Origin of the sequence: Frankia alni ACN14a (genome assembly GCF_000058485.1) — a bacterium.
Classification (GTDB): domain Bacteria; phylum Actinomycetota; class Actinomycetes; order Frankiales; family Frankiaceae; genus Frankia; species Frankia alni.
In genome coordinates this window covers 5,073,555-5,089,161 of record NC_008278.1, presented here as the reverse complement: position 1 = coordinate 5,089,161, position 15,607 = coordinate 5,073,555, and the positions used below count along the sequence as shown (strand labels likewise).

Sequence of the window (15,607 nt, the reverse complement as noted above, 5' to 3'; positions counted from 1 at the left end):
CCTCGGGCTAAGGGCTCGCGAACCACGGGCTTATCGATCGTGGGGAAACGTGCTAATGTACCCGCTCGTCATGCCTGCGTCAATGCAAATCCAGCTCAAGATCCCACCGTGGATCCTCGGGGCTATCCGGTAAGCAGGCACCGTTTCTTTGCGGCGAAGCAGCGGAAGCGGCAGATCTCCGAGAAGGATGTAAACATCCGCGAAGAAGTCATGGAAAGTGACTCATGTCACTCTGCGAGAAAAAACCTTTCACAATGAAGGGGTGGCCATGCAGAATCATAGCGTTACCCCTTGTTGATAGTTCGACTCCTTATGGAGTCGGTGGGCAGTGGCCCATGTGTCAGTGGATTCCGGACGTTCGAGAGAATAGTCGTCCGCGCTTTCCTGGGACCGATTTCTCCGCCTGAGTAGGCGGTGTCCCGGGGCGCTTTAGGACGCGGTTGGCTTTTATTGCCGCGGCAATTAGAGTGAAAGGTTGTGGTACTTCGTGACCCTCAGAGCAGTGGTGACCGGGGCAAGTAGCGGAATCGGTGCGGCGACCGTGCGTCGCCTGTCGAAGGACGGTTTCAGCGTCGTTGCCGTCGCCCGACGCGGGGAGCGGCTTCGCCAAGTGGCGGAGGAGACCGGCGCCCAGGCCCGCGTTGCGGATATCACGGACGCAGCGGCGGTCCAGCAGCTCGCCGCCGAGCTGGACTCCTGCGATGTGCTCGTTAACAACGCTGGCGGCGCCATAGGCGCGGACAGTGTCGCGACCGGTTCGCCGCAGGACTGGGAGCGAATGTTTTCCGTCAACGTGCTCGGCACGCTGCAGATAACACAGGCTCTGCTGCCGCTGCTACGTTCCGGACGCGGTGGCACCATCGTCACCGTCACGTCCACCGCGGCCTTCACCAACTATGAGGGCGGCGGCGGGTACAGCGCCGCGAAGCACGCCGAGCACGCACTCAGCGAAACCCTGAGACTGGAACTGTGTGGAGAGTCCGTCCGGGTCATCGAGGTGGTTCCCGGGATGGTCAGGACCGAGGAATTCTCCCTCAACCGCCTGCGAGGTGACGCGGGGAAGGCTGCAGCCCTCTACGAGGGTGTCGACCATCCGCTCACCGCCGCTGACGTCGCCGAGTGCGTGGCGTTCGCTGTCGGCTTGCCCCAGCATGTGAACATCGATCGTCTCGTGGTCCGGCCCCTGGCGCAGGCGGCGCAGCACAAACTCCACCGCGGGCCGCTGTTCCGCGTCTAATATTCCGGACTCCCCTCATCCTCCTTCGAAACCGAGGAGTATGTATCCGTGAAACTTCACCGTGACGATATGACTCCCCAGCTCCAGGAGTATGGAAATTTCGATGATCGCGGTGAGGCTAATTACCAGCCTTACCTCATGTATTTCCACCGGACTGACTACAGGTCCTCCGTGATCAACACGGATCGAGCCGGATTCCGGATATCTCATGGCCCGAACGGAGAGACGGCCTCCGCGGCCGGAAAAATACCGGGAGGGCCTGTTCGGTTAATTTCCGGAAGCTCCACAGTGCTCGGTATCGGGGCGACCAGTGACGCTACCACACTTGCTTCGCAGCTGTGGCGCACGCATGCTCCGTCCGGTCCCTGGCTCAATTTCGGCGGGAGGTGCTACAATTCGACCCAGGAGCTTCTTCTTTTCACGCTCCACCGCCATCTGCTGCCGGAGATCGACGAGATCGTCATCTTCTCCGGGCTCAATGATCTGACCGTTGGCCGGCTTCCCGAGTGGCAGCAGGGCGACCACGGCGCATTCTGGTTCTGCGGTGAGTACTTCGACAAGATGCAGGAGCTCAGGGAAAGTAACCGGAAGGCGACGGCCAAGATTCTCGGCCGACGGCATGAGCGTCGTCAGACAATCTCTACGCATGCCGACGTGCGCCGCGACATCCCCAAGGTCATCGATGCCGCCGCTGATCTGACGCTGCGTCATCTCGACAGTTGGCGACGGCTGGCGGGTCCGCGGGCTCGGCTGTCATACGTACTGCAGCCGATGGCCTTGTGGATGCGGGACAGGCACGCCCCGCAGGAGCAGCTGCTCTTCGACGAGATCGACCGGATCTCCAAGCTCGGAACCTGGGAGGAGCTCTACGGCGACATCTCCACGAAGGAGGTCGCCCAGGCCTTCTCCGAGAAGTTGCGAGCCGGCTGCGAGAAGCTCGCCGTACGCTATGTCGACCTGAACCCTATTGTCGCTGATGCGGTCACCGAAAAAGACTGGATCTACGTGGATCGTGCGCACTACACAGACCATGGCTACGACCTCGTCGCAAGGATCATGGCCGAAACTCTCGGGCTCTCCTAAATGATCCTCCCAAGCTGCCCGGCGATCAATTTCCCTCTTATTTGAAGGCAGGTATCACTGCCATGTCTCTCCTGCGAAGGATCGTAGACAGGGTGACCCGGCGCAAGAAGCGCGCCAACCGTAAGAACGACGCATCCATATATCCCATGTTCTGACCGGACCGCGGCCGCGTTCCGCATTCCGAGCGCACCACGAAACGGGATGAAGGAGAAGCATGCGAGGTCGTGAGGCAGTTGCCAGAAAGGCGCCGGCTACGCAACACGGCGGGTACGTCCCGTACGAGCCGCAAAACGGCTCTGCGCGGGCGTTGTATGCGTACGTCTCCGACCCGGAGGCGCTGTTTCCCGGGGACAGATTCGTCGAGGAAATGCAGGCCGAGCTGCGCCGACACACGCAGGACGGGGACGACTCGCTTGATGCCCTGGTCCGAGGGGCCGCTGACTGGGCAGCCTGCGAGGGCAAACGGTTCCGCGCTCTTCTCGGCGCCGGGAGTGGCGACCCGGACGGAAACCGCCGGATACTCGTTCGCCGGGCCGTCCTCAGCTGCGCTCCGCTGGCCTGCGTCTACGGTGCATGGCTGCAATGGCTCAGTGCCCCAGGGAATGCTGACGTTCCCGTTGTGCTGCGTATTCTCGCACTGTATGCCTCCGATGTGGGCGTCGGTCACCCAGGCGCATCCCGAGGAAGTGCCTACCTTGATCTTTTGCGCCGGTTACGGCTCGCCGAGAACGCCGTGCCGACGGTGCGGTTAGCCGGTGACCGGCGCATCACCGAGGCGGCATTCCGCCTTCCGGCGCTGTTGCTGGCGATGAGCAGGCGGCCGGACGACTTCCGGGGGGAAATCCTCGGGGCCGACCTGTGCTTGCGCACGGTCGGCCTGTTGCCGGCGCTGACGATGGTCAGGGATGTCCTACCGACGGCGGCGGACTGGGACGCGGTCGATCCGGGCAAGGAACGCGGAGTCGGAGACCCGGCGCCGACCGAGCAGTGCCGCACGGTGGTGGACGAGCTGACAACGGAGGAGGGTGTCCAGGTAGCCGACGCCGTGCGCCGGGGTCTCGGCTGGACGATGGCTGCGCTGCGTGACTGGTCGGGCGCGCTCCATGCCGGGCTGGTGGCAGCCGGGGACCCGGCTTTCGAAATGTCGGAGCTGCTGCGGCTGCGGGCACGCGAAGGCGCGGTCTATCACCATCAGTTCACCCTGGAAGACAGGCCGCTCGCCGTCTGGCTGGCGGAGTGTCGGACGGACCCGGGGCCGCTGCTCGACGTCCTGGCCCGCAGCACGCTGGTCAGGCCCGGGCGTTCGGAGGGCAGCCCGCTTGTGCGGGGGCTGGTGGGCCAGCGGGGGCCGATGTTCCGGGTCTTCTCGCCGGAAGACCTGACCGTCATCCGGCGGTGGATCGACTCGCTGCCAGTCAGCCCGCCCGCGGACTCGGTGGCCCCGGGTACGGCCCCGCCCGCTGCCGGCGCTGCCGGTGGGGGTTCTCCGGCCGCCCAGGGCACGAGTACCGACGGTGCTCTGGCTGGTGTGGCCGGTGCGCTTGCGGCTGGAGCGCGATTGCCGGGCCGCGCGCCGGCTGGCGTGCGCGAGGCGTACCACCTGCTGATGCGTCGTAACGACACTCCGGCGCTGCGCTCCTGGGCCAGGCAGTACGTGGCGGGCTGGCTGGCGCGTTCTCGCTACCGCATGGATCGCGGAGTGCTGCAGCTGCCGAAGCACTGGGACCGTGAGGGTCTGCGGCCCTGGCTACAGATCCAGCACGACCGTCACGGGGCCGAGTTCGAGCGGAACGCGGCGATCCCGCTGCCCTCCCGGGAGGCCGTCGTCGACGACACCGTACAGACGGCGCCGCTGACTCTGATCGACGGCAGTTGGCTGCAGGGGTTCACCGATCACGAGCAGGCCTCTTCCGGGATCGGACACTCGCTCTTCGAAACGTACTGGGACGAACTCGGTAACGGCGAGCCGCGGTTGAACCATATGCTGATCTACCGCGACGTTCTTCGGGAGATGGGCGTCGAGCTGCCGCCGACGGCCTCGCGGGAGTTCGCCCGGTGGCCCGGACTCCGGGACGAGTCGTTCGAACTGCCGGTGTATTGGCTCTGCATCGGACGCTTCCCAAGGACGCTCATGCCGGAGCTGTTGGGATTGAACCTGGCGATGGAGTTGTCCGGGGTAGGTGGGTCGTACCGCAGGGCGCGGATGGCCTTGAAGGAGTACGGCTTCAGTACCCGCTTCGTGGACATCCACAACACCATCGACAACGTCGCGACCGGACATTCTGCGTGGGCGGCGGACGCGGTGGACACGCTGTTGGCTGCGCTCCCCGACGCGCCTGGCCCCGGGGGTCGGGCAGGGATCTGGGAGCGGGTGCGTGTGGGCTACCGGTCACTGAATCCGCCCAGCGGGCTGGGCGCGCGGATGGCTGCCCGGAGCGGCCGGCTCGCGGGGAGACGTTGGCGACGCGGGGCACAGCAGGACATGCGCGCGGACCTTTGACAGCAAGTGGACGTCTGTTTGGAGAGATAGCCGTAAACATCCACCCGGTCGCGCGCGGGCGTGGCCCTGTTCGGGCGGAGGAATGACAGCGGTGTCTGACCTGGTTCTCGGAATCTCGGCCTTTTACCACGACAGCGCGGCCGCGCTGGTAGCCGACGGTGTGGCGGTCGCGGCGGCTCAGGAGGAACGCTTCAGTAGAAATCGTCACGACTCGTCGTTCCCCTCGCGCGCCGTCGAGTACTGCCTGGACGAGCAGGGCGTGAGCTTGGACGACATCTCCGTGGTCGCCTATTACGAGGACCCACGGCTGAAGTTCCGCCGGGTACTGTCCACCTTCGCGGGCGCCGCGCCCATGGGCTTCGCTTCCTTTCGGGAGACCCTGCCTGCATGGATCATGCGCGGGGGCAGGCTGCACACCGCGGACACAGTGCGCGGCGAGCTCGCGGCACTGGGACGGGGCAAGGTGCCGGAGCTTTCCGTGCGCCGCCACCATGAGTCACATGCCGTTTCGGCCTTCTTTCCCAGTCCCTATGAATCCGCGGCAGTGTTGTGCATCGACGGCGTCGGTGAATGGGCTACGACGACGCTGTGGCACGGTCGCGACACCGAGTTGCGACCCGTTGCGGAGCTGCGCTTCCCGCATTCTCTGGGGCTTTTGTACTCGGCGTTCACCTACTTCTGCGGTTTCAAGGTCGACTCGGGCGAGTACAAGCTGATGGGCCTTGCGCCGTACGGCAAGCCGCGCTACGCGGACGTCATCCGTGAGCGGCTCATTGACGTCAAGCCCGATGGCTCCTTCCGCCTTGACATGCGCCACTTCGAATATCTGCGCGGTCAGGTGATGACCGGGCGGGGCTTCGAGAAGCTCTTCGGTGGACCGCGACGCACTCCCGAAGGTCAGCTCACCGAACGAGAGTTCGATCTGGCGGCTTCCATTCAAGCGGTCACCGAGGAGGTAGTGCTCCGCCTGGCCAGGACAGCGCGTGAGCGTACCGGCGAGGCCCACCTGTGCATGGCCGGCGGCGTCGCGCTCAACTGTGTGGCCAACGGCAGGATCGTTGACGCCGGGATCTTCGATGAAGTGTGGATCCAGCCGGCCGCGGGTGACGCCGGGGGCGCTCTCGGTGCGGCCCAGGCTGTCGCCATGGAGCGTGGGGTGCGGCGCGACCACCCGCGCACGGGGCGCGACGTGATGAACGGCTCCCTGCTGGGCCCCGCGTACGAGGACGAGCAGATTTTCGCGTACCTGGAGGCCAACGGCATCCCGCACCAACGGTTGGGCAGCGACACGCTGGCCAGGGCGGTAGCGGACGAGTTGGCGGATGGGAAGATTGTCGGCTGGTTCCAGGGGCGCATGGAGTTCGGGCCGCGGGCGCTGGGCGCCAGGTCCATCGTCGGCGACCCGCGCAACCCGGCCATGCAGTCCGCAATGAACCTAAAGATTAAGTTCAGGGAGTCGTTTCGCCCGTTCGCGCCGGCCGTGCTGGCAGCCGACGCCAAGGACTACTTCGACCTGCCGCAGGAAAGCCCGTACATGCTTGTGGTCTCTCGGATCGCGGCTTCGCAGAGGCTGGAGGTCCAGGACGAAGACACATTCGGACTGGAACTACTGAAAGTGCAGCGATCCACTATCCCCGCTGTCACGCACGTCGACAGTTCGGCGCGCGTGCAGACGGTCGCGCAGCACAACAATCCGGCCTTTCACAGGTTGCTGACAGCCTTCAAGGACCGTACGGGCTGTCCGGTCCTGATCAACACGTCCTTCAATGTACGTGGAGAGCCCATCGTGAACACCCCGCACGAGGCCTACACCTGCTTCATGCGCACGGACATCGATGTGCTGGCACTGGGAAACTTCTTGCTGATGAAGAGTGCTCAGCCGGCCTGGTCGGAGGAGTCCGACTGGCGCGAGGAAATCCCGCTGGACTGAGTTCTGCCGGCTCGGCGACCTTGCCTCGCCCGTGCGCTGCGCACGCTCGTCCCGAGTGCGTTAAATCCGTCCTTATCTGTTCGAGAACGGAATTTTCATGCTTTCCTTTCTGCTGCTGCCCTTCTATTACCTCTTTGTGACACCCATCGGCTTGTTGAGTCGGGTCGCAGCGGACCCCCTGTCACGTCGCTGGAAACGGAATGCGGACACCTACTGGATCCGTGTGGTTCCACCGCGGGCTCGCCGAGTGGCACACGGCGACATGTAGCCGAATGATGGGAGACGTCTATGGCCAGCCGGCTCCAGTTCGCCCGGTACTCTCTGGAGGACAGCGTCCGGGACCTGCTGAAAAAAGAGATTTCGGAACGCGTCTCGGAGACCAGACTGGACTCGGACTTCGATGCCACAATTCTCGCCGACATCGGCTCGTATCCATTGCGGCGCCACCTTCCCGATGACGTCCTCCGTGGGATCCAGACGTTTACCACGGAAGGCGGGCACGCGCTTGTCCTGTCCAATCTCCCTGCCCAGGATTTTCCCTTGACTCCGGTAAGCGGATTCGGGGACGAGGTTGGGCTCGCCATGACCAATGCGATCCACCTGGGACTCATACGCATCCTCGGTCGCATTCCATTTGCCGTCGGCTATGAGAACAGCGGGCATCTCATCCGCAATGTGGTACCCAATCCGGCGGCTGTTGGGACAACCAGCTCCTGGGGTTCCGACTCGGAGTTTTTCTGGCATTCGGATAATCCTCAGCAGCAGTTCGGCCCGATCGGCTCCGACCCGCGCCTGTACACTCCGCCCTATCTGACCTTCTTTGCCATACGTAACCAGGAGCAAGTCCCCACCGAGGTCGCGGCGCTCGATGACGTCGTGGCAGGTCTCGACGAGAAGACCCGACTCGGCCTGATGGCCGCGGAGTTCGAGGTCGGCGTGCCCTATTCCAACGACAGGGACGCCACCGGGCCGCTGATGAACACCCCTGTCCTGGAGGTCGGCCCGGACGGCCGCTACCGTGTTCGCTACGACCGCGGGACGACGGTCGGCCGCACGGATGCCGCACGCGAGACGCTGACGCGGTGGTCCGCGGCTCTGGGCGCGATGCCGTCGGTTGCATTCGTCCTCGGTACCGGTGACTTCATGATCTTCGACAATCATCGGGTGCTTCACCGTCGCAAGTCCTTCACGCCGGCGCCGGATGCGACTGCCCGCTGGCTGCGCCGCTGCTACGCGGCCTGACATGGCACAGCCTGCGCCGCATCTGTCCGGCGGGACATCTCCGCGGTCAGGATCCGGTCAAGGACCGGAGTAGGACCGCCGTCACACCACATCGCGAAAACCATCGAAGGGATTCTTATGGGCAAGTACCGGGTGGCAGTCATCGGCGGCCGGCCGGCGCCGATCGCGGGTGCCGTGGAGCTTGGAGTCGACGTGGTCCTCGTCCACGAGGAGGGCGCCTACGACGTGAGCATCGCAGAACACTGCGAGCGGATCGTGCACGCACCCATCGCCGATGGCCAAGCCATCCTCGACGTACTGAGGGCGCTGCATGAGGAGCGCCCCTTCGACCGCGTTCTGACCACCACCGAGCCGGCCGCCGAGTCCACCGGGTTCGTCGTGGACTCGCTTGGTCTGCCCGGCGTCACTGAGGCCACAGCCCGCGCGCTCAAGGACAAGGCGTTGACCCGGGAACTGCTGGACAAGCACGGGCTGAGCCCGGTGCGGTATCGCATCGTGCACAGCGCTGCCGAGGTCGCCGAGTTCCAGGCCGAGCTTGGTGACCAGATCATCGTCAAGCCGGTGGACGGTGTGGCGAGCCTGCACATTCATCCGGTGAGCGGTTCGCGGGACGCGGAGCATGCCTGGCAGGCGCTACAGGATGCGGGCATCTCCGCGGCCATCGCCGAGGAATATCTGCACGGTCCCGTCGTCAGCGTGGACTCCTTCTCGCACGCGGGACGGCACCTCGTCATCGGGTACTCCGAATACCGCATGAACGACAAGTACGTCGAGTGGGAGGTAAGCACCCCCAGCCGCTACGCCGTTCCCCAGCTCGCCGAACTCCGCGCGCTTACCCCGAAACTGCTTGACGCCGTGGGCCTAACCGAAGGTCCCTCGCACAGCGAGTTCGTGCTCACGAGCAAGGGGCCGCGCGTACTCGAATCGCACGCGCGGCTGGCTGGCAGCGGTGCGCCCGAGCTGGTACGTCGCGCATTCGGACTGAACCTGAACCGGATGTTCCTCACCGTACCGCTGGGCATCGACGAGTTGCCGGCGATTTCGCCCGAGCCGCTGGGTGGCGCCGCGGTCCGGTTTCTCACCCCGGAGCCGGGCACGATCACTGCCATCCAGGTGCCCGACGACGTGGCCGACGAGATTCGCCGGGTCCCTCAGGGCGAGGTGCCGTACGTCTTCCTGCCCTACCTGGACGAGTTCACGAACGCCGAGGTGGCGGTAGTGATCGGTAAGAACGTGGGCGAGACGGTACCGCCGTTGCTGACGGTAGCCGACTGCGTCTCCGGATATGTCATCGCCTCCGGCCGCGACGCGAACGATGCCGTGGCCAAGTGCGAGGCCGCGAACGCCAGGATCCGCATCGAGACGAGCTGACGGCCGGCCCTCTCGAGGTTCCCACTCCTCTGTTTCGCTCTGGCCGTGCCGGGCGGCTGAGTCCGAGGCCCCGGTCTCAGCCGCCGTTTCTCCCTGCCCACGGGCGTCCGGTTAGGCGGGGCGCCCTCAGTCCACTCCGACCCCTGGGATGGAATCGCCCGTGAATACGATCGCTTCTGCTGCCCCGACGGACGATCTGGCGCAGGACCCCGTCACCCGGCTGAACTCCGTCCGGCGGCTGGTGGAGGAGCAGTACACCTGCGAGCAGCCGCTCACCCGGGCCGCGCTCCACCTGATCGACTGCGCGACGGACATCGTGGCACAGCTACCGGGAGGAAATCTCGACGCCGCCCGCGGCGCGCTCAGCTCAGCCCGCGCCGCGGTGGTGTCGGCAACCTTCGCGGTTGGCCGGATCCATGACATGTCGATGCCCGGGACGGAGCGGGTATGAGCGGACACATCATCGTCCTGCACCGCTGGCGCGATCAGCACGCCCACTACGAGGACTACCTCGACCACGGCACGCACCGGGTCAGCTACGTGACCACAGAGCTGGGCATGTCCTCCGTCCCCAGCAGTGCGGCGGCTACCCGGGTGGTCCCGGCCACCGACGACCTCGACGCAGTACGGCAGGCGGTGACCGGACTAAGTGCCCGGTTCGGGGCTCCTCGGCGCGTGGTGGCACTCAACGAAGGTGATCTGGACACCGCCGCACTCGTCCGCGAATGGCTCGGCTGCGCGGGCCAGACGCCTGGCCAGCTCGCTCGTTTCCGCGACAAGCTCGTCATGAACCAGGTCGCCGAAGCCGCGGGAATACCCGCCCCCGCCTTCGCGGACGCGCCCGACGAGACGGCGGTCCGGGAGTTCGCCGACACCCACGGCTGGCCCGTCATCGTCAAGCCCCGCCGGGGGACAGCCAGTCGGGGCGTCGTACGCCTCGACTCTGCAGCCGATCTGCCGCTGCTGCACCGAGCGCCACCGGAGCCGCGCCTGGTGCAGCAGTTCTGCGCCGACGAGATCTTCCACATCGATGGCCTGTGGACCGGCGACCGGCTCGGCCCCTGGCGGGCCTCCCGGTATGTCAGCACCTGCGTGGACTTCGCCGAGGGCCACACGCTTGGCTCGGTCGAGGTCGACGATCCCGAACTTCTGGGGCCACTGGGCGAGTTCACGGCCAGGCTCGCGGGTGCGCTGAGCTCGCAGCCCTGGGTCTTCCATCTGGAGGCGTTCGTCGGCACGTCCCCCGAGAGGTCGCCGGTGATCCGGTTTCTGGAGGCGGGCTGTCGAGTCGGAGGGGCGGAGATCCCCTTCGTCTGGCGAGAGGTGCACGGCGTCGACCTGATGCGCGCCGCCGCGGATATCCAGCTCGGTCGTCGCCCGGAACTTCCCGTGCCGTCCCGTTGGCGTACGGGTGGCTGGCTGCTGGTGCCGTCCCCGGTCCCGGCGCCCTGCCGCGTGATCTCCTGGGATCTTCCCGGGCCGCTGGGCTCTGGTGAAGGTCCGTACGCGTCCGTGATCCCCACGGTCGGCCAGGTGATCCCGCGCGTGGGCGGATATGAGCACGTCGGCGCCCGGTTCCGGTTCCGTGGCGACTCCAGCAGCGACGTGGAGAAGGCCGTCGCCGCCACCGCCGCCCGGTTCCGCCTGGAGTGCGAGCCTGACATGCCGTTCCTGGTCGGAGGAGGACGCACAGTGCGCGGATCGAACCGATGATCACCCGGCCGGCCGCCACGCCCGCCTTCCTCGTACTGGAGGACGGCCGCACCTTTCGCGGCCGAGCCTACGGCGCGGTGGGAAAGACCTTCGGGGAGGCGGTGTTCTCCACCGGCATGACCGGCTATCAGGAGACGCTGACCGACCCCTCGTACCACCGCCAGGTCGTCGTCATGACTGCTCCGCACGTCGGAAACACCGGAGTCAACGACGACGACGCCGAGTCGTCCCGCATCTGGGTGGCGGGCTACGTCGTACGTGACCCTGCCCGCGTCTCGTCCAACTGGCGCGCGCGGCGCTCCCTCGACGACGAACTGGCCGCCCAGGGCGTCGTCGGTATCAGTGGCATTGACACCCGCGCGCTCACCCGACACCTGCGTGAACGCGGCGTGATGCGGGTGGGCATCTTCTCCGGCTCCGCGCTCGCCGGTGGCTCTACCGAGAGCCCGATCGATGCGGGCACCCTGCTCGCCGAGGTCCGCCGGGCACCCGAGATGACCGGCGCCGACCTGGTCGGTCAGGTCACCACCACGCAGCCGTATGTCGTCCCCGCCGTCGGCACCAGGCGGTTCACGGTCGCCGCGATCGACCTCGGTATCAAGGGAACGACCTCGCACCGCATGGCCGAGCGCGGCATCGAGGTGCATGTGCTGCCGGCCGATGCCACGGTCGAGGACGTCTACACGGTCGTCCCCGACGGGGTGTTTCTGCCCAACGGTCCAGGAGATCCCGGCACGGCCGATCTCACCGTCATCCGGGCCGTCCTCGAACGTGGCACCCCGCTGTTCGGCATCTGCCTCGGTAACCAACTCCTCGGCAGAGCGCTTGGCTTCAGTACGTACAAGCTCAAATACGGCCATCGTGGCATCAATCAGCCGGTCCAGGACCGTTCCACCGGCAAGATCGAGATCACCGCGCACAACCACGGCTTCGCCGTCGAAGCCCCTCTCGACGCGGTGAGCGGCACACCGTACGGTCGCGTCGAGGTCAGCCACGTCTGCCTCAACGACGATGTGGTCGAGGGCCTGCGGCTGCTCGACCGGCCGGCGTTCAGCGTCCAGTACCACCCCGAGGCGGCCGCGGGTCCGCACGACGCCGTGCATCTTTTCGACCGCTTCGTCTCCCTCATGGAGAGCCAGCGTGCCTAGACGCACCGATATCCAGTCCGTTCTGGTCATCGGCTCCGGCCCGATCGTCATCGGCCAGGCAGCCGAGTTCGACTACTCCGGCACCCAGGCGTGCCGCGTGCTGAAGTCCGAGGGTCTGCGGGTCATCCTGGTCAACTCCAACCCGGCCACGATCATGACCGATCCGGAGATCGCCGATGCCACCTACGTCGAGCCGATCACCCCGGAGTTCGTCGGCAGGATCATTGCCCGGGAGCGGCCCGACGCGCTGCTGCCCACCCTCGGTGGCCAGACCGCGCTCAACACCGCGATCGCCCTGCACGAGAGCGGCATACTCGTGAAGTACGGCGTCGAACTGATCGGCGCCAACGTCGAGGCCATTCACAAGGGCGAGAATCGCGAGCGGTTCAAGGCCGTTGTCGAGGCCGTCCGGCGGAAGATCGGGCACGGTGAATCGGCCTGCTCGGTTCTCTGCCACTCCATGGACGACGTGCTCGTCGGCGTCGACACGCTCGGCGGTTACCCGGTCGTGGTCCGCCCCTCCTTCACCATGGGTGGTGCCGGCTCCGGTTTTGCCCACGACGAGGAGGAACTGCGTCGTATCGCCGGGCAGGGTCTCACTCTGTCGCCGACCAGCGAGGTACTGCTGGAGGAGTCCATCCTGGGCTGGAAGGAGTACGAGCTGGAGCTGATGCGTGACAGGAACGACAACGTCGTGGTGGTCTGCTCCATCGAGAACGTCGATCCGCTGGGCGTGCACACTGGTGACTCCATCACGGTGGCGCCCGCGATGACGCTGACCGACCGCGAATACCAGATCCTTCGCGACATCGGCATTGCTGTGATGCGCGAGGTCGGGGTGGATACCGGCGGCTGCAACATCCAGTTCGCTGTCAACCCGGATGACGGCCGAGTTATCGTAATCGAGATGAACCCCCGGGGATCGCGATCCTCCGCGCTCGCATCCAAGGCCACCGGCTTCCCGATCGCCAAGATCGCTGCGAGGCTCGCCGTCGGTTACACTCTGGACGAGATCCCCAACGACATCACCAAGCAGACCCTGGCATCCTTCGAACCCACCCTCGACTACGTCGTGGTGAAGGTGCCGCGTTTCGCCTTCGAGAAGTTCCCGGCCGCTGACGCCACTCTCACCACTGCCATGAAGTCGGTCGGCGAAGCCATGGCCATCGGCCGCAACTTCGCCGAGGCGTTGAACAAGGCGCTGCGGTCGCTGGAGAAGGAAGGCTCGCAGTTCGACTTCGTCACCGCGCCCGGCGACAAGGACGACCTGCTCGCCAGGGCCGCGGTGCCCACCGATGGCCGGATCAACACTGTCATGGCGGCCATCCGCGCGGGGGCCGACTCTCAGGAGATCTTCGATGTCACGAAGATCGACCCCTGGTTCGTGGATCAGCTTTTCCTGATCAAGGAATACGCGGACGAGCTGGCCGAGGCCGACCGGCTCGACCCGGACCTGCTCGCCGGTGTCAAGCGGCACGGCTTCTCCGACGTCCAGATCGCCGGCATCCGGGGTCTGCGCGAGGAGATCGTCCGCGAGGCCAGGCACGCGCTCGACCTCCGCCCCGTTTACAAGACCGTCGACACCTGCGCCGCCGAATTCGCCGCCAGTACCCCGTACTTCTACTCCTGCTATGACGAGGAGTCCGAGGTAGCGGCGCGCGAGAATCCCGCTGTGATCATCCTGGGTTCCGGCCCCAACCGCATCGGTCAGGGCATCGAGTTCGACTACTCCTGCGTGCACGCTTCCTTCGCGCTGCACGACGCCGGCTACGAGACCGTGATGGTGAACTGCAACCCGGAAACCGTGTCCACCGACTACGACACCTCCGACCGGCTCTACTTCGAGCCGCTGACTCTGGAGGACGTTCTGGAGATCGTGCACGCCGAGACGCAGGCCGGCCCGGTCGCCGGCGTCATCGTGCAGCTCGGTGGCCAGACCCCGCTGGGCCTCGCCCAGGCACTCAAGGACAACGGCGTGCCCATCGTCGGTACCCAACCCGAGGCCATCCACCTCGCCGAGGACCGCGGTGCCTTCGGCCAAGTGCTCGCCGAAGCGGGCCTGCCCGCGCCCAAGCACGGCACCGCCACATCGTTTCCCGGTGCCAAGGCCATCGCCGACGAGATCGGCTACCCCGTTCTCGTCCGCCCCTCCTACGTGCTCGGTGGACGCGGCATGGAGGTCATAGACGACGAGACACGCATGGCCTCGTACATCGCCGAGTCCACCGAGATCGGCCTGAACCGTCCAGTGCTGGTCGACCGGTTCCTGGACGACGCGATCGAGATCGACGTGGACGCGCTCTATGACGGCCGTGAGCTGTATCTCGGCGGTGTGATGGAACATATCGAGGAGGCCGGCATCCACTCCGGCGACTCGGCGTGTGTGCTGCCGCCGATCACTTTGGGTGAGCATGACATCAAGCGGCTGCGGGCCTTCACCGAGGCCATCGCGCTCGGAGTCGGCGTACGCGGCCTGATCAACATCCAGTTCGCGCTGGCTGGGGACATCCTTTATGTGCTGGAGGCCAACCCGCGCGCGTCGCGAACCGTACCGTTCACATCCAAGGCGACCGCGGTTCCGCTGGCCAAGGCCGCTGCCAGGATCTCGCTGGGCACGACCATCGCCGCACTGCGCGTGGAGGGCCTGTTGCCGCCCTCCGGCGACGGCGGCACGCTGCCGCTGGACACGCCGATCTCGGTGAAGGAGGCGGTGCTGCCCTGGCATCGGTTCCGTGATCCGCAAGGCCGCGGCGTCGACACCGTCCTCGGCCCCGAGATGCGCTCCACCGGCGAAGTCATGGGCATCGACACGGCCTTCGGCACCGCCTACGCCAAGTCGCAGGCCGGTGCCTACGGGGCGCTGCCCGTCAAGGGGCGCGCCTTCGTCTCGGTCTCCGCCCGCGACAAACGAGCGTTGATCTTTCCCGCACGTGAACTGATCGCCCACGGTTTCGAGCTGCTGGCCACCTCCGGCACCGCGGAGATCCTGCGGCGTCACGGGATCGAGGCGCGGGTGGTCCGCAAACAGAGCGAAGGCCCGGGGCCGGACGGCGAACCCACCATTCTGACGCTGATACAGAAGGGCGAGGTCGACCTCATCATCAACACGCCGTCCGGCGCCGAAGGGCGGCGCGACGGCCACGGTATTCGCGCCGTCGCCGCTGCCCGGGGGGTGCCGTGCCTGACTACCATGCAGGCGCTGACCGCGGCCGTCCAGGGCATTGGTGCCATCGCTCACGGTGACATTGATGTGCGTTCGCTTCAGGAATACGGACAGCAGCTGGACGCGGCACGGTGAGGGGTTCCGCCACGGGCGGCGGAGGAAGGGTCGTCGCGAGAAGTGCCTGACCGCCGGGATCCGGCCTGTGCGCAGGCGGGCCGGC

10 protein-coding genes are annotated in these 15,607 nt (G+C 66.1%); all 10 read left to right on the top strand.

The features are described 5' to 3' along the window. Positions 1-502 precede the first annotated feature (502 nt). The 10 genes from FRAAL_RS20475 (at position 503) to carB (ending at position 15,522) form a co-directional block, all read left to right on the top strand. A complete protein-coding gene (locus FRAAL_RS20475) occupies positions 503-1,237 on the top strand; it encodes an SDR family oxidoreductase (RefSeq protein ID WP_231861131.1) in 735 nt (244 codons plus the stop codon). A gap of 48 nt (positions 1,238-1,285) precedes the next feature. Beyond that, the gene (locus tag FRAAL_RS20470; protein WP_041939556.1) at positions 1,286-2,320 is read left to right on the top strand and encodes an SGNH/GDSL hydrolase family protein; all 1,035 of its coding nucleotides are present in this window, start codon (positions 1,286-1,288) and stop codon (positions 2,318-2,320) included. Positions 2,321-2,534: 214 nt separating this feature from the next. Then, entirely contained in the window at positions 2,535-4,820 is a 2,286-nt protein-coding gene (locus FRAAL_RS20465) for an iron-containing redox enzyme family protein (protein ID WP_011605807.1), read from the top strand. 82 nt (positions 4,821-4,902) lie between these two features. Next, the gene (locus tag FRAAL_RS20460; protein WP_011605806.1) at positions 4,903-6,750 is read left to right on the top strand and encodes a carbamoyltransferase family protein; all 1,848 of its coding nucleotides are present in this window, start codon (positions 4,903-4,905) and stop codon (positions 6,748-6,750) included. A 288-nt stretch (positions 6,751-7,038) separates the two neighbouring features. Then, positions 7,039-7,992, top strand: coding sequence for a TauD/TfdA family dioxygenase (locus tag FRAAL_RS20455; RefSeq protein WP_011605804.1), 954 nt, complete (start codon positions 7,039-7,041; stop codon positions 7,990-7,992). Between the two features lie 117 nt (positions 7,993-8,109). Then, positions 8,110-9,363, top strand: a complete 1,254-nt coding sequence (locus FRAAL_RS20450; protein WP_011605803.1) for an ATP-grasp domain-containing protein — start codon at positions 8,110-8,112, stop codon at positions 9,361-9,363. A 160-nt stretch (positions 9,364-9,523) separates the two neighbouring features. Continuing rightward, positions 9,524-9,814 (top strand): hypothetical protein, encoded by a 291-nt coding sequence (locus FRAAL_RS20445; protein ID WP_041939555.1) that lies wholly within the window; start codon positions 9,524-9,526, stop codon positions 9,812-9,814. Next, positions 9,811-11,076: an ATP-grasp domain-containing protein gene (locus FRAAL_RS20440; protein ID WP_011605801.1), complete on the top strand. Its 1,266-nt coding sequence runs from the start codon at positions 9,811-9,813 to the stop codon at positions 11,074-11,076. The genes FRAAL_RS20445 and FRAAL_RS20440 overlap by 4 nt, the downstream gene beginning before the upstream one ends. Beyond that, the gene (locus FRAAL_RS20435; protein ID WP_011605800.1) at positions 11,073-12,224 is read left to right on the top strand and encodes a carbamoyl phosphate synthase small subunit; all 1,152 of its coding nucleotides are present in this window, start codon (positions 11,073-11,075) and stop codon (positions 12,222-12,224) included. Before FRAAL_RS20440 ends, FRAAL_RS20435 begins: the two co-directional genes overlap by 4 nt. Beyond that, positions 12,217-15,522, top strand: a complete 3,306-nt coding sequence (carB, locus tag FRAAL_RS20430) for a carbamoyl-phosphate synthase large subunit (protein ID WP_011605799.1) — start codon at positions 12,217-12,219, stop codon at positions 15,520-15,522. Before FRAAL_RS20435 ends, carB begins: the two co-directional genes overlap by 8 nt. The last annotated feature ends 85 nt before the right edge of the window (positions 15,523-15,607 follow it).

Excerpts from the sequence above, each read along its gene's own strand:
- FRAAL_RS20455 (WP_011605804.1), top strand. The coding sequence starts at position 7,039 with ATGGCCAGCCGGCTCCAGTTCGCCCGGTACTCTCTGGAGGACAGCGTC.
- FRAAL_RS20450 (WP_011605803.1), top strand. The coding sequence starts at position 8,110 with ATGGGCAAGTACCGGGTGGCAGTCATCGGCGGCCGGCCGGCGCCGATC.
- FRAAL_RS20460 (WP_011605806.1), top strand. The coding sequence starts at position 4,903 with ATGACAGCGGTGTCTGACCTGGTTCTCGGAATCTCGGCCTTTTACCAC.
- FRAAL_RS20465 (WP_011605807.1), top strand. The coding sequence starts at position 2,535 with ATGCGAGGTCGTGAGGCAGTTGCCAGAAAGGCGCCGGCTACGCAACAC.
- FRAAL_RS20440 (WP_011605801.1), top strand. The coding sequence starts at position 9,811 with ATGAGCGGACACATCATCGTCCTGCACCGCTGGCGCGATCAGCACGCC.
- FRAAL_RS20435 (WP_011605800.1), top strand. The coding sequence starts at position 11,073 with ATGATCACCCGGCCGGCCGCCACGCCCGCCTTCCTCGTACTGGAGGAC.